A 14,232-nucleotide genomic window follows, 5' to 3' on the forward strand; every position below is an offset into this window, starting at 1 on the left:
TAAATGGCGACCTTTATAAAAGCGACCTTTTTCAAAGCGCAGGCCGCCTCTTTGGCTGCCACAGGTTTCGACTTTTTGACCACAATCGTTTTGGTGAATGTATTCGGTTGGTGGTATCTGGCAGGTAGTATAACGGGAACTATCGCCGGCGGTTTGCTCAATTTCATGATGGGCAGGCTGTGGGCATTCAATGCCGCAGAAGGGAAAATGGAATGGCAGTTCATTAAATATGTGCTGGTGTGGACCGGCAACCTCCTGCTGAATGCAGCGGGGGTATTCATTATCACGCAATACATGGGTCTTAACCCTGTGCTGTCCAAAGTAATTACATCAATTGTGGTAGGCATAGGGTATAATTATGTGTTGCAAAAGAAATTTGTTTTCAGATGAAGAAGCGTATGGATCATAGCTTGGAAAAGATAAGCCTGATCTTTTTATTTTTATTGACCGTCTGCTCGGTAAGATTGGCTGCGCAGACCACTACTGTCAGCGGAACCATCACAGACGCAAAGCAGAAGGCCCCTATGCCCTTTGTAAACGTATTTATTCCGGGTACCAGCATTGGTACACAAACGGATGTAAACGGAAAATTCAGCCTTCAGTTCACCGGTAACCGCGACAGTCTGCATATTGCCAGCCTGGGGTACAAGACCTTTCGTATGAAGATTGCCAACGGCACCAACCAGGTCATTAACGTAAGGCTGGAGACCACTTCCCGCATGCTGGGAGAGGTGATTGTAAAAAGCGGCAAGCGTGAACGTTACCGCAACAAGAATAACCCGGCGGTAGAACTGATCCGCCTCGTGATAGACAACAGGGACAAAAACCGTATCGAACACTACAATTATACCCAGTATAACCAGTACGAAAAACTGGAATTTGCTTTAAGTAACAGCACAGAGAAATTCCAGAAAAGCCGCTTCCTCAAGAAGTATAAATTCATATTCGACAACAGGGATACTACCAAGGTAGAGGGCAAAGCGTTGCTGCCTGTTTACCTGGAGGAAATATCTTCTGATATATACTACCGGAAAGATCCTGAAAAGAAGAAAGAGATTGTAAGAGGAGAAAAAAAGGTAAGCTTTGAGGACTTTATTGACAACCAGGGCCTTAGCCAGTACCTGAACCATATTTACCAGGACTACGATATTTATGACAACAACCTGATGTTGTTCACAAACCAGTTCCTGAGCCCGATTGCCAATGCCGGGCCTACTTTCTATAAATATTTTATTACCGATACCGTTGTAAACGAAGAGGGTACCAAGCTGGTGGAGATGGAATTTGTGCCCAGGAACCAGACAGACCTCCTGTTGCAGGGTAAGCTGTATGTGACGCTGGACGGCAATTATGCCATCCGGAAAGCAGACATGACAGGTAATAAACGTACCAATATTAACTGGGTAAGAGATTTCCGTGTGATCCAGGAATTTGAGAAGGCGCCCGATGGCAGGTTTTATACCAGTAAGAAAACACTGCAGGCCGATTTTACCCTGTTTGCCAATAGCAAAGGCGGTGTTTATGGTGAACGCACAGTATCGGTGAAAGACTTTGAAATTAACAAGCAGTTGCCGGATGACTTCTATAAAGGGGCAGCCCAGGTAAAAGCAGACAGCGTTTCACAGGTACCGGAGTCTTTCTGGGCAGAGAACCGGCACGATACGCTTACCGGTCCGGAGTCAAAAGTATATGCCAATATTGACAGCCTGCAGCACATGCGTTCTTTCAGGCGTACAATGGACATTATTACCCTGCTGCTGGCAGGTTACAAGCAGTTTGGGCCTATTGAGGTAGGACCAGTAAATACTTTTTACAGCTTCAACCCTGTAGAAGGTTTCCGTGGACGCCTGGGCGGCCGTACCACTCCGAGGTTCAACAAGAGCATTTACCTGGAATCTTATGGCGCCTACGGTTTCAAGGATAAAAAATGGAAGTACTACTTTGGTGGTACTTACTCCTTCACCCACCGTTCTATCTGGGAGTTCCCGGTACGCTCGTTGTCTGCCAACTACCAGCACGACATGAAGATACCTGGCCAGGAACTGCAGTTTGTGCAGGAGGATAACTTCCTCTTGTCTTTCAAACGCGGTAATAACGACAAGTGGTTATATAACGATATCTATAATATTACTTACCTGCACGAGCTGCAAAACCATACCTCATTCAAGCTGGGCTTTAAGAACTGGCGGCAGCAGCCGGCGGGCAGCCTTGCCTACATCAAGGGACAGGTAGCGCAGGATAGCATCCGCCGGATCACTACGCAGGAGTTCTCACTGCAGTTCAGGTGGGCGCCGCACGAACAGTTCTACTCTGGTAAGAATTTCCGTGTACCCATCCCGAACAAATACCCGATCGTTTCACTGACAGGTACCGTAGGGGTGAAAGGATTGCTGGGTGGCCAGTACAACTACCAGAACCTGCAGCTGAACATCTATAAAATGATGTACCTGTCGCCCATCGGTTACAGTGAGGTGGTGCTGGAAGGCGGCTATACCTTTGGAAAGGTACCCTTCCCGCTGCTAACCATCCACCATGCCAACCAGACCTATGCTTACCAGCTGGAGTCTTACAACCTGATGAACTTCCTGGAGTTTGTGAGTGATCACTACGCCAGCCTGAATATAGACCACCATTTCAACGGCTTTATCTTCAATAAGATACCGCTGATGAAACGCCTGAAACTGCGTGAGGTGGCTGCCGTAAAGGTGCTGGTAGGCGGTGTGAGGAAGGAAAACATGCCGGAGAACGACCCCTCACTGTTCAATTTCCCGGTGGGTAAAGACGGGGTTCCTGCCACCTATACCCTTAGCGACGGGCCATATGTGGAGGGCAGTGTAGGTATTGCCAATATCTTCAGACTGATCAGGGTAGACCTTGTGAAACGCTTTACCTACCTGGATCATCCTGATATTTCCAGCTGGGGTATAAGAACCCGCGTACGATTTGATTTTTAGAACGCATATATTATCAGGATATTTGTGTAATTATTGATGATCAACTTTATGCGTATTATGTATGAAAAAGAGCACATTCAGAGATAAACTACAGCAGGGCATCTACGTGATCATCAATCCTTTGGTAAAGGGATTGATAAAAATGGGACTGACTCCTAATGCGGTGACAACCATAGGTTTAATACTGAACATTGGAGTAGCCGCTATATTTATAGTAGGGGCGGAGAAGAGCAACCGGGGCGAGCTTGGATATGTGGGCTGGGCGGGCGCCCTGATCCTGTTTGCCGGCCTGTTTGACATGCTGGACGGGCAGGTGGCCCGCCTGGGGAAGATGAGCTCCAAATTCGGAGCATTGTATGATTCTGTACTGGACCGCTACAGTGAGCTGGTGCTGTTCCTGGGCATCTGTTATTACCTGGTGGCACACCACTACTTTCTTAGTTCCCTGTTTGCGTTCATTGCCATGATCGGCTCCATGATGGTAAGCTATACCAGGGCACGCGCAGAAGGCCTGGGAATTGAGTGTAAAGGCGGCCTGATGCAAAGGCCAGAGCGGGTGGTACTGATAGCCCTGTCTGCCATTGGCTGCGGGGTGGCCGGCCATTATATAGGAGGGAATTATAAACTGTATATTCCGGGATTCCCCTTTCATGTGTTCGAAACCATGTCTATCTTTACGATCCCAATAACTATTCTGGCTATTATGAGCAATATAACTGCGATCAACCGTCTGAGGGAGTCAAAAAAAGCAATGGAGCAGCAACAGCAGGAAGAGCGCAAAAGCAAACCGGCGGGTAAACAACTAATTGCCTGGATAGGCCTGTTTGTCATGATGGTTACGGGTACTGCAGCACAGGCAGGCGGACCAGAAAGACCTAATTTTCCTGTGCCCAGCGGCATACCCAATATGTTGTTCTACCTGCAGCGTACACCCAACGCCAATACCATCATATATGATCTGAATGTAGACAAGGATGGTAAACTGAATGCAGACGATCCGGTAAACGTGTACTGGATTCGTTACACCGAAGGTGGCACTAAGAAAGGACTCAACTTTATACAGCGTAAATTTGCCTATGGTATTAAGGTGAAAAAGCTGGCTGAAGATAAATATGAGATCAAATCGGTGGCATATGACAAACACCCTATGTATCTGATGAAATCTGATAAAGGCAAATACCAGATCTTCACCAAGATAAACGATACCATGGCAGCGCTGAGCAGTATCTGGATCCAGATTGAAGGAGGCACTTTCTGGGTACCCAATGTGGTGTATATTGAGATGAAGGGAATTGATCCTGCTACCGGTGCTGAGACGCTGGAGCGTTTTAAACCATAAAAGAAGAAGAGAGCTATGCCTAAGAATTATATATCAAATTCCAGTGAATCTACCAGGATGTTTAAGAATGGCTTCCTGGAGAGCTTATCTAAAGTGCATTTTTCTGTACCGCTGATCATCTATGTTCCCGTTGTTCTTTACTTTTCCTGGAGAGCATTGTTTCAGGCAGACATGGGTATACTGCTTTTCTTTGGCTGTTATGCCGGCGGCCTTTTCTTATGGTCGTTTACGGAATACATCTTACACCGTTTCGTATTCCATTTTGTACCGAAATCCAAATGGGGACTGCGGCTGCATTTTATATTCCACGGGGTGCATCATGATTTTCCAAAAGACCGGCTTCGCCTGGTGATGCCACCCTCGGTAAGCATTCCGCTGGCCTTTGGTTTTTATTTCCTGTTTGCCGCATTGATAGATCCTCCTTATTTGTATGCGGTATTCCCGGGATTTGTAACGGGATACCTGTTCTATGATATGATCCACTATGCAATACATCACGTTAACATCAATAGTGGTATCTGGCTGAAGATCAAAAAGCACCACATGCTACACCATTACCAGGATGCCGATAAGGGATACGGTGTTAGCTCTTCGTTCTGGGACAAGATCTTCAGATCGGATTTTATAAAGAAATGACGATGGACACGCTTTCAACGGTAACTGGCACAACTTCTTTCTATAGTCGCAAAACAATACTGCTCACCAGCCTGATCAGCGTAGGTTACCTGCTGCTGTCTGCACTGCTGGTAGGCTTTAAAACAGATCAGCTGGTACTGGTGGGGCTGTTCAACGCGTTATTCTACCTTACCCGCGGCACACGCAGGTTTATTATCGGTTTTTCCATTTTCATTGTTTACTGGATACTGTACGACTATATGAAGGCTTTTCCCAACTATGAATTTGGGAAAGTGCACATAGCCAGTATCTACCATGCGGAAAAGGACATCTTCGGCATTGCATCGCCGGAAGGAATGGTAACCCCCAATGAGTACTGGCGCCTGCATAGCGCCACCTTCCTGGACATCATGTGCGGTTGCTTCTATCTGTGCTGGATACCATTGCCATTGGTATTTGCGGTGTACCTGTTCTATAGCAACCGGATGCAGTTCTTTCATTTTATGTTCATCTTCCTGCTGGTGAACCTGATCGGTTTTGTGATCTATTACATTTACCCGGCAGCCCCACCCTGGTATGTGCAACTGCATGGTTTTGAGCTGGAGCCACATACACCCGGCAATACGGCGGGCCTGATCAGGTTTGACCAGTTCTTCCAGGTAAATATCTTCCAGGGGCTGTATGCCAAGGGCTCCAATGTATTTGCGGCAATGCCTTCACTACACTCGGCTTATCCCCTGATCGTGCTGGTGTTTGCGTTGAGGACCAGGAGTATTTTCTTTAAGGTGCTGGCAGCTATTGTAACACCCGGTATCTGGTTTGCGGCAGTATATACCAGTCACCACTATATACTTGATGTGCTGGCAGGTATTATATGTGCAGCTGCAGGCATTCTGCTATATGAAAAGGTACTGTGCAGAAAGTATTTCTTCCTGGGCTTTCTGCAGTATTTAAACAGGCATACTTCCTGATCATTTATTCTCTTCTTCTGATACCGGTACTGTTTGCGAAAGAAAGTCCGTATTCCCCTTATTGTAATCATAGGCCCAGCGGTGTACCTGGGGCACTTCGCCCGGCCAGTTGCCATGACCGGGATGAATGGGCGTGGTCCATTCCAGAGTAGTGGCATTCCAGGGGTTGGGGTTGGTAACCTTTCTTCCCTTGAACAGGCTGTAAAAGAAATTGAACACAAACAGCAACTGTGTAAAGAACACGATGATGGTTACAAAGCTGATGAAATGGTTCAGATCTGAAAATTGTTTGAAAGACTCCCAGTTACTGAAATCGTAATAACGCCTGGGTACACCTGCCAGTCCCATATAGTGCATGGGCCAGAAGATGAGGTAGGCGCCTACCAGTGTGATCCAAAAGTGAATATACCCCATGGTGTCATTAAGGAAACGGCCATACATTTTGGGAAACCAGTGATAGATGCCCGCAAACATCCCAAGGATGGCAGACACGCCCATTACCAGGTGAAAGTGTGCAATAACAAAGTAGGTATCATGCACATGAATATCTATGGAAGAGTTGCCCAGCCATATACCGGTCAGCCCGCCCGAGATAAATGTGCTCACAAAACCTATACTGAAAAGGGCTGCCGGTGTAAAACGCAGGTTACCTCGCCAGATGGTGGCCAGCCAGTTGAATACTTTGATGGCGGAGGGAACGGCAATCAATAGCGTAAGTAGCACAAAAAAGGATCCCAGGAAAGGATTGATCCCACTTACAAACATATGGTGCGCCCATACCAGGAATGAAAGTGAAGCAATGGCAAGCAGCGAGCCTACCATGGCCAGGTAACCAAAAATGGGCTTGCGTGCATTAATGGCCAGCACTTCAGATACAATGCCCATAGCGGGCAAGATCACGATATATACTTCAGGATGTCCCAGGAACCAGAACAGGTGCTGATAGAGGATAGCGCTGCCGCCCTCATTGGTGAGGGCCTTACCGGCTACAAAAAGTTCACTCAGGTAAAAACTGGTGCCTGCGTGGCGGTCCATCAGCAGCAGGATGAAACCGGAGAGCAACACGGGGAATGACAGTACGCCCAGCACAGCGGTAAAGAAGAAAGCCCACATGGTAAGGGGCATGCGGTTCAGGCTCATGCCTTTGGTGCGCATATTGAGGATGGTGGTAATGTAGTTGAGTCCGCCTAATAGTTGTGACACTACAAACAAAGCCATGCTGGTGAGCCACAGATCCATACCGATCTTTGAGCCGATGGAAGCATCACCCAGGGCGCTTAACGGCGGGTAGGAGGTCCAGCCGCCGGAGGCTGGGCCGGTTTGAACAAACAGAGAGCTCATCATCACAATACTGGCCAGGAAAAAGAACCAGTAGCTTAGCATATTCATAAATGGCGAAGCCATATCACGTGCCCCCAGCTGCAGGGGAATGAGCAGATTGGAGAAAGTACCGCTCAAACCTGCGGTCAGCACAAAGAATATCAGGATGGTACCGTGCATGGTCACCATCGCATAGTAAGCCTCCGGTGTAATACGCCCACCCTTAGCCCAATGGCCCAGCAAGGTTTCCAGCCAGGGAAAAGTCTGTTCGCCATAGCCCAGCTGCAGGCGGAAAATAACTGAAAAGGCAGCACCAATAATTGCCCAGATCATGCCTGTTATAAGGAACTGTTTGGCAATCATTTTATGATCCATACTGAAAACATACCGGGAAAAGAAGTTTTCTTTTGGATGATGTTCGTGTCCGTTACCGTGTCCGTCCGTAGCAGTTGTGTGTTCGCTTTGTTCCTGTGTTTGCTGAGGAGTAGGCTGGGTCATAGCAGGTTCTGTTTAACGATAAAAACGATGAGTGAACGGTGCAGACAGCTTCTTCACCGTTCACTTTTTATGGTTCAGCTGGTTTTTATAGCGTATTTCCTCAAAAACTACGCCCACAGATGTTGCTACCTGTCGTGTCCCTTTATAGTTCCGATGGGCTTGTATAATTATCTACACAGCATGGGTAAAATAAGGTCGGAATGTTTAGACAGGACCTGCATGCGGTAGGGTGCTATTTGATAGCTGTAGTGACGCATCAGCTGTTTAACTGGTTTTTTGTACTGTTGAGTACAGTATGTATCTTTGTAGTGTAAATCTTTTGATATGGCAGGCAGGCCCAAGATATTTGATAAGAAGGAAGTGGTGGACAAGGCGGCAGATCTTTTCTGGAGCAAAGGGTATGAGGCAACTTCTACTGACGAGCTGCTGGCGGCTATGGGTATTGGTAAAGGCAGCTTCTACCTGGCCTTTCCGGAGGGTAAAAGGGAACTGTTTGAAAATGCCCTTGAGCAGTTTAACAATGGATCACTGGAACGTTTACAGGCCGCGCTGGCCAAAACAAACCGGCCGGCAGAGCAGATAAGAAAGTTCTTCCGGGAGATTGCCGTTAGCCCTAAAGAGGAGCACGGAAAAGGTTGTTTTATGGGCAACACAATAGCCGAGCTGTCTAATGTGGACATTCAGCTTAAGCTGAAAGCAGTTAAGCGGTTAAAGCAGCTGGAGCAGCTGTTCTACGATGCTGTGAAGGCGGCCCAGAAGAGTGGCGAATTGAAAACAAAGGAAGACCCGGCCTTAATGGCCCGCTACCTGCTAACCATGTGGAACGGGGTGAACATTACCCGCAGGATGTATGGAGACGCTAAGATATTAGGCAGCCTTATAGAGTTGCAATTGAAAATACTCCAATAGTCTTTATAGCAGTTTTGTACGGTATGGTGCATAATAACACTGATGCATATAATGCGCAGGTATCTCCACATTTACGACCGGATACGCAACACTCTTTTCCCGCAGTTGTGCATATTTGTAGCGTAGCATAACTGGTGTGGCCGGTATTAGCAATTGATTTTCTGTGTCTAACGGCTTGGAGGCAATGCCGCACCATAGCATGGCATGGTTATGTATTATACAGTACAGTGTTAGAAAGGGATATTATTGAAAGCTAAAAACTATTTCTTATGGCAACTACACATGCTAACCAGGCCGCTACTGCTGCGGATTCTAAACTGCAGGAATTTTTTGAGGATCAGTTACAGGATATTTACTGGGCAGAAAAGAAGCTGGTGAAAACATTACCGAAAATGCAGGAAGCTGCTACCGGGAATGAGCTGAAGAATGCGATTGGTAATCACCTGGAGCAAACCAGGACTCACGTAACCAGATTGGAGGATATATTTGGAATAATAGGTAAGGAGGCGAAGTCAAAGAAATGTCAGGCGATGGCGGGTATTGTTGATGAAGGCGAGGACATAATAGATGAAACCGATGAAGCATCTGCCCAGCGAGACGTTGGCTTGATCTTCGCAGCACAGAAAGCGGAACATTATGAGATTGCTACCTATGGCGGATTACGCCAGCTGGCCCTTACCCTGGGTTATGAGCAGGTGGCAAAAATATTAGGACAAACATTAAGTGAGGAGAAGGAAGCAGATGCCCTGCTTACGCAAATTGCCGAGAATAGTGTGAACAAAAAGGCAAGGAGGGAACCGCAATCGGCATAATCAGGGAGAATGCTGAGTGTAGGAATGCAGAGATGCAGAACGCCTGACAATAAATGTGTCAGGCGTTCTGCTTTTCATACGGCAGGATAGTATAGGACAGCTAAATGAGCTTGCTTGCTTATTTTTAGTATATACATCATTTATCCATGTTATGAAACAAATACCTCAACGCATTGCCTTCCTTTGCTTATTACTGTTTCCTGCACCCCTATTGGCACAGCCAAAAGCAAACGATGTAACAACGCCCTTACATGCCTTGCAACCAGACTATCCTGTGAGCTACGGCGCACCCGCCACTGAAAGCGTAAAACAGGTGCTGGACAGGATCTACCGCTACCTGGATACAGTGACGCCGCCGCGCTTTAGAGACCGTTCTACCGGTAAGGTACTTGTCAATACGGCTGCGATCAATGAACAGACTACCTGGCAGCAGGGTGATTTCCGGCTTACCAGTTACGAGTGGGGCGTTACCTATTGCGGTATGTTATTGGCGGGCGAGGCTACCGGCGACCAGAAGTTTACCAATTATACCATGAGCCGCCTGCAATTTATTGCCGATGCACTGCCTGCGTTTAAACAGCTGTATAAGCAAGCGGGCAACAACAATAACCCGTTGCGGGCCGTAATGTTTCCACATGCGCTGGACGATGCCGGGGCCATGTGTGCCGCCGTTGTTAAAACATTGAGCGCGGGTGGACCCTCCAATCTGCGGCCTATGGCAGATAATTATATCGCATATATTTCATCGAAGGAATTTCGTTTGCCGGATGGTACCCTTGCCAGGAACCGGCCGCAGAGAAATACACTCTGGCTGGATGATCTCTATATGAGCGTACCAGCTTTGGCCCAGATGGGGAAATTGACCGGCAATACCCGATATTTTGATGATGCAGTAAAACAGGTTTTGCAATTTTCTGCCAGGATGTTCAACAAGGAGAAGGGCCTTTATATGCACGGCTGGGTGCAGGGAATGGATGTACATCCGCAATTCAATTGGGCACGTGCTAATGGTTGGGCATTGCTGGCGATGGCAGAGCTGCTGGATGTGCTGCCGGATGCACACCCGGGCAGGAAGGCGGTATTAACACAATTCCAGGCTTTGGCAAAAGGGCTGGCAGCTTATCAGTCGGGCCATGGACTATGGCATCAGTTACTGGACCGTAACGATTCCTATCTCGAGACCTCTGCTACAGCCATCTATACCTACTGTTTTGCGAGGGGAGTGAACAGGGGCTGGTTGAATGCAATGGCTTATGCACCTGCTGCATTGCTGGCATGGAATGCGGTGGCGTCTAAAGTGAGTGCAGGGGGACAAGTGGAAGGTACCTGTGTGGGTACAGGTATGGCTTTTGATCCGGCGTTCTATTACTATCGCCCGGTGAACGTATATGCTGCGCATGGCTATGGACCGGTATTGCTGGCGGGTGCTGAAGTGATCAACCTGCTTAAGCGGCATACATTTGGAATTAACGACAGCTCACTGCAGTTAAGCGAATAAACGCTATAGAACCAGGGCTTCCGCTGTAATACTTACTTACCAGTAAAACTTCAGTAATGATACACCCTGCCGGGGTAGCTGCATACGTATAACAGCCGTACCGTTCTCTACGTGTACCCATTCCGGTGAAGACAGCAGTTGCAGTTGTCCTGCTTTTTCAAGCCCCTCCACCTGTTGTGGAGTGGGTTGCTGCGGAGATCCCATTTGCTTCCAGGCGGTATAAGCATTACTGTGTTCGTGGTCAATACGGAAATGTTGCAACAAGGCTTTGGCGGTGGGTAAACCGCGGATAGTGATGGTAACAGGTTCACCATCTGTAAGTATGTTATCGTCGTGATAATTCCATACCATGACCGATGCGCTGCCGCTATCGAGGGTAGCCAGGGCGCTGATGTCGGGCCTGGCGCCGCGTACGCTGGAATCACGTATTTTCTGAAAGTCGTAAGCCAGGTTCCCGCTTACTTCCACCCGGTTCCCCTGCATCAACCCAAACATGCGGAATACGTTCAGTACGGGTTTATCTACTCCGTTGGTGGCCAAATCGCGAAAGCCGGCAAACCAGGGCTGGTCTTCAAATTCAAAAGCCCAGGTAACGGCGCCGGCAAGGTTTACACCGCGGGCGGCTGCCAGTTCATACTTCCGGGCAAAAGATGCGGCCGTATAGCTGGAATACATCGTGCCGTTTCGATAAGCATTTTGTGGATGGAACTTCTCTGAGCAGGCAGCGCATCCTTCCGGATCTGATTCTCCGATGATAATGGGCAGATGCTTCAGTGAGGGGTAGGAGGCTACTATTTCAAAGCCTTTGTCGATATCCCGTAACTGGGTACCCATGTTCATCTGAACAATACCGTTCACCAGCTTGGGCGCTCCTTTAGCGTGAAAGGTAATTACATCCAGGGGGCTTCCGGTTTTACCGGTTACATAGTTAGTGCCGCTTACTACATGATCAAGGAAGGCTTTGAGAAAGTCGGCGGCATCGGTCCAGTTGGGGCCTGTTACTTCAGGGCCGCCGATACGTGCACTGGGTAAAGCCCGTTTAACGGCGTCTGCCACGTAATCATATAACTTGATGTATTCTTCCGTTGTGCCTTTCCAATAACTGATATTAGGCTCGTTCCAGAGCTCCCAGTACCAGCTTTCTACTTCTGCCTTACCATAGCGGGTTACGGAATGTTTAACCCATTCATATACCAGCGTTGCAAATTTTGTATAGTCTTTAGGCGGGTATGCCCAACCTGTGAAAATATCGTCATAGGCATGATCGGGTTGCCAGTGGTGCCTGTAGGGTGACGGTTTTACAGAAAGCGCCTCCGGCATAAAGCCGATCTGCGCGATAGGTTTCATGCCCCGTTCTATATAGGTATCAAATATTTTATCGATGATTGTCCAGTCGTATATGGGCTTTCCGCTGGCATCTTCTGTATAGGCATTGGTGGATCCCCACTTCAGGGCTGCTTTACCATCGCCGCTTACCAGCAGGCTGTGTACGCGAACGTATACCGATACATTGCTTAGCCGGGATATTTCAGTAAGCAGCTTTTTACCATCCTTCATGTAGGTGTAGTTGGGTTCATCATAACCAAACCATGCCCAGATGGGCTGCATAGGCCCCTTGCTTTTATCCAGGTTAACCTGTATTGCTACTGTGTCCTGGCCGCTGCTGTAAAACGGGTGCATCAATACGGCCAGTATGGCAATAAAATAAAGCGCATGTTTCCAGTTCATATGTTGCAGGGTTTTAACGTGGAGGTATAATATACCTGGCTTGTGTTGATGTTTGTTACCAAATAAAGATATGGGTTTTGGAAGAGAATTTATAAAGCGGTATTCCGCGAGGTTTGGGAGAGCCTCCTTGTAACTTTTGGCTTCCTGTTCCGTTTAAAAATCAGATCGGTTGCTATACGTAAGAAAGTGAGGGATCAATGCAGGGTAAAAGCTGCCCGAGGTACTATCATCAATCAATTCTCTTTCATCTTAAAACCTGAAGAATGAAACTGCCAAAATCTCTACTCAGTGCCATCCTGATCGGCATTGCCGTACAAACAACTGTTATCTCATGCGGGAAGGATGATCAGCCCCAGCCCAAAGACAAGGAAGAGCCGAAAAAAGATCAGCCCCTGGGCAATTGTCCTGCCTGCGGCATGGGTTGATAACTTAAACCTGATACTTTAGCTGTAATTCCAGAAAGGTGCCCAGAATATTATCAACCCTTGCCTGTAACCTGGATGCTAACATCCTTGCGGCAAGTTTGCCTTTAATGGAGGAATCCAGGGTAGAAGCCATAGAGTGGTCTTTTGACACTTTATACAAGGTAAAAGAAGTGCCTGCCTGGTTCCGCGAATTATTGAACGTCTTTAGTAACGAAAAACGCCTAATTGGCCATGGCGTCTTCTTTTCTCTTTTCTCGGGTAAGTGGCTGCCGGAGCAGGTGGTCTGGTTAAAACATCTCAGACAGACCTGTACCGAGTTCCGGTTTGATCATATAACGGAGCATTTCGGCTTCATGACCGGTAAAGATTTTCACCGTGGCGCCCCGCTGAATATTCCCTATACCAGTACTACCCTTAACATTGGCAGGGACCGTTTAAAGCGGATCCAGGAAGCGTGCAGGCTTCCGGTAGGATTGGAAAACCTGGCATTCTCCTATTCACTGGATGAGGCAAAGCGGCACGGGGCCTTTCTGGAACAGCTGCTTGAACCGGTAAATGGCTTTATTATACTGGACCTGCACAATCTATATTGTCAGCTCCGCAATTTTGACCTGGCATTTGATGAGTTGATCTCTTTATACCCATTGGAAAGGGTCCGGGAAATACATATTTCCGGGGGTAGTTGGGATGCGTCTGCAGTAACCCCTTCCCGAAGTATAAGAAGAGATACGCATGACGACAGTGTACCAAGGGATGTTTTTCAACTGCTGGAAATGAGCATCGCACGGTGTCCCAATCTCAAATATGTAGTGCTGGAACAGCTTGGAGACGGGCTGGCAACAGCGCAGAGCAGATCTCTTTTTTATAATGATTTTCTGCAGATGGCGGAGATCGTTCGCCGGAATAATGATGAGGAGGATGATGGGCCAAAGGAGCCTTTTCTTCCATCATCTTCATTTTTGACTGGAGCAGTTGTGGAAGATAGTATGCTTTATGAGCAACAACTGGAACTATCTTCCATCCTTGAATCATCCAACACTTATGAGGAGGCTATGCTGTTGCTGAAGCAATCTTCCCTGGCAAAGTCTGACTGGCGGATAGAACAATGGGAGCCATATATGATAGAAACAGCGGTAAAGATTGCACAGAAATGGAAATAGCAA

12 protein-coding genes are annotated in these 14,232 nt (G+C 47.6%); 10 read left to right on the forward strand and 2 right to left on the reverse strand.

The genetic code is table 11. From position 1 onward, the window contains the following. Window positions 1–3: 3 nt before the first annotated feature. From Q0577_RS26465 to Q0577_RS26485, 5 genes are all read left to right on the forward strand, one after another. Window positions 4–390, forward strand: coding sequence for a GtrA family protein (locus Q0577_RS26465; protein WP_298741766.1), 387 nt, complete (start codon window positions 4–6; stop codon window positions 388–390). Then, complete coding sequence (locus Q0577_RS26470; RefSeq protein WP_298741769.1) at window positions 387–2,954, forward strand: DUF5686 and carboxypeptidase-like regulatory domain-containing protein; 2,568 nt, start codon at window positions 387–389, stop codon at window positions 2,952–2,954. Before Q0577_RS26465 ends, Q0577_RS26470 begins: the two co-directional genes overlap by 4 nt. 61 nt (window positions 2,955–3,015) lie before the next feature. Beyond that, the gene (locus Q0577_RS26475) at window positions 3,016–4,293 is read left to right on the forward strand and encodes a DUF4833 domain-containing protein (protein ID WP_298741771.1); all 1,278 of its coding nucleotides are present in this window, start codon (window positions 3,016–3,018) and stop codon (window positions 4,291–4,293) included. Window positions 4,294–4,308: 15 nt separating this feature from the next. Beyond that, on the forward strand, window positions 4,309–4,929 hold the full coding sequence (locus Q0577_RS26480; RefSeq protein WP_298741772.1) for a sterol desaturase family protein: 621 nt from the start codon (window positions 4,309–4,311) through the stop codon (window positions 4,927–4,929). Between the two features lie 2 nt (window positions 4,930–4,931). Then, the gene (locus Q0577_RS26485) at window positions 4,932–5,879 is read left to right on the forward strand and encodes a phosphatase PAP2 family protein (RefSeq protein WP_298741774.1); all 948 of its coding nucleotides are present in this window, start codon (window positions 4,932–4,934) and stop codon (window positions 5,877–5,879) included. On the opposite strand, the gene Q0577_RS26490 is transcribed toward Q0577_RS26485, so the two are convergent. Continuing rightward, window positions 5,880–7,697, reverse strand: coding sequence for a cbb3-type cytochrome c oxidase subunit I (locus Q0577_RS26490; protein WP_298741776.1), 1,818 nt, complete (start codon window positions 7,695–7,697; stop codon window positions 5,880–5,882). 324 nt (window positions 7,698–8,021) lie between these two features. Here Q0577_RS26490 and Q0577_RS26495 point away from each other — a divergent pair, with 324 nt between their 5' ends. From Q0577_RS26495 to Q0577_RS26505, 3 genes are all read left to right on the forward strand, one after another. Then, a complete protein-coding gene (locus Q0577_RS26495; RefSeq protein WP_298741778.1) occupies window positions 8,022–8,606 on the forward strand; it encodes a TetR/AcrR family transcriptional regulator in 585 nt (194 codons plus the stop codon). Window positions 8,607–8,875: 269 nt separating this feature from the next. Continuing rightward, on the forward strand, window positions 8,876–9,418 hold the full coding sequence (locus Q0577_RS26500) for a ferritin-like domain-containing protein (protein WP_298741780.1): 543 nt from the start codon (window positions 8,876–8,878) through the stop codon (window positions 9,416–9,418). A gap of 151 nt (window positions 9,419–9,569) precedes the next feature. Next, a complete protein-coding gene (locus Q0577_RS26505) occupies window positions 9,570–10,916 on the forward strand; it encodes a glycoside hydrolase family 88 protein (RefSeq protein ID WP_298741783.1) in 1,347 nt (448 codons plus the stop codon). Between the two features lie 36 nt (window positions 10,917–10,952). Here the strand turns inward: Q0577_RS26505 and Q0577_RS26510 are convergent, their stop codons facing one another. Then, window positions 10,953–12,644: a beta-xylosidase gene (locus Q0577_RS26510; RefSeq protein ID WP_298741785.1), complete on the reverse strand. Its 1,692-nt coding sequence runs from the start codon at window positions 12,642–12,644 to the stop codon at window positions 10,953–10,955. Window positions 12,645–12,907: 263 nt separating this feature from the next. Here Q0577_RS26510 and Q0577_RS26515 point away from each other — a divergent pair, with 263 nt between their 5' ends. Continuing rightward, window positions 12,908–13,069 (forward strand): hypothetical protein, encoded by a 162-nt coding sequence (locus Q0577_RS26515; protein ID WP_298741787.1) that lies wholly within the window; start codon window positions 12,908–12,910, stop codon window positions 13,067–13,069. Window positions 13,070–13,107: 38 nt separating this feature from the next. Further along, window positions 13,108–14,229, forward strand: a complete 1,122-nt coding sequence (locus Q0577_RS26520) for a DUF692 family multinuclear iron-containing protein (RefSeq protein WP_298741789.1) — start codon at window positions 13,108–13,110, stop codon at window positions 14,227–14,229. Window positions 14,230–14,232: the final 3 nt, after the last annotated feature.

The sequence above is a fragment of the uncultured Chitinophaga sp. genome (assembly GCF_937898475.1).
In the GTDB taxonomy this organism is placed as follows: domain Bacteria; phylum Bacteroidota; class Bacteroidia; order Chitinophagales; family Chitinophagaceae; genus Chitinophaga.

Coding starts and splice junctions, on each gene's coding strand:
- Q0577_RS26500 (WP_298741780.1), top strand. CDS start 8,876: ATGGCAACTACACATGCTAACCAGGCCGCTACTGCTGCGGATTCTAAA.
- Q0577_RS26505 (WP_298741783.1), top strand. CDS start 9,570: ATGAAACAAATACCTCAACGCATTGCCTTCCTTTGCTTATTACTGTTT.
- Q0577_RS26470 (WP_298741769.1), top strand. CDS start 387: ATGAAGAAGCGTATGGATCATAGCTTGGAAAAGATAAGCCTGATCTTT.
- Q0577_RS26515 (WP_298741787.1), top strand. CDS start 12,908: ATGAAACTGCCAAAATCTCTACTCAGTGCCATCCTGATCGGCATTGCC.
- Q0577_RS26480 (WP_298741772.1), top strand. CDS start 4,309: ATGCCTAAGAATTATATATCAAATTCCAGTGAATCTACCAGGATGTTT.
- Q0577_RS26495 (WP_298741778.1), top strand. CDS start 8,022: ATGGCAGGCAGGCCCAAGATATTTGATAAGAAGGAAGTGGTGGACAAG.
- Q0577_RS26465 (WP_298741766.1), top strand. CDS start 4: ATGGCGACCTTTATAAAAGCGACCTTTTTCAAAGCGCAGGCCGCCTCT.
- Q0577_RS26490 (WP_298741776.1), bottom strand. CDS start 7,697: ATGACCCAGCCTACTCCTCAGCAAACACAGGAACAAAGCGAACACACA.
- Q0577_RS26485 (WP_298741774.1), top strand. CDS start 4,932: ATGGACACGCTTTCAACGGTAACTGGCACAACTTCTTTCTATAGTCGC.
- Q0577_RS26510 (WP_298741785.1), bottom strand. CDS start 12,644: ATGAACTGGAAACATGCGCTTTATTTTATTGCCATACTGGCCGTATTG.
- Q0577_RS26475 (WP_298741771.1), top strand. CDS start 3,016: ATGAAAAAGAGCACATTCAGAGATAAACTACAGCAGGGCATCTACGTG.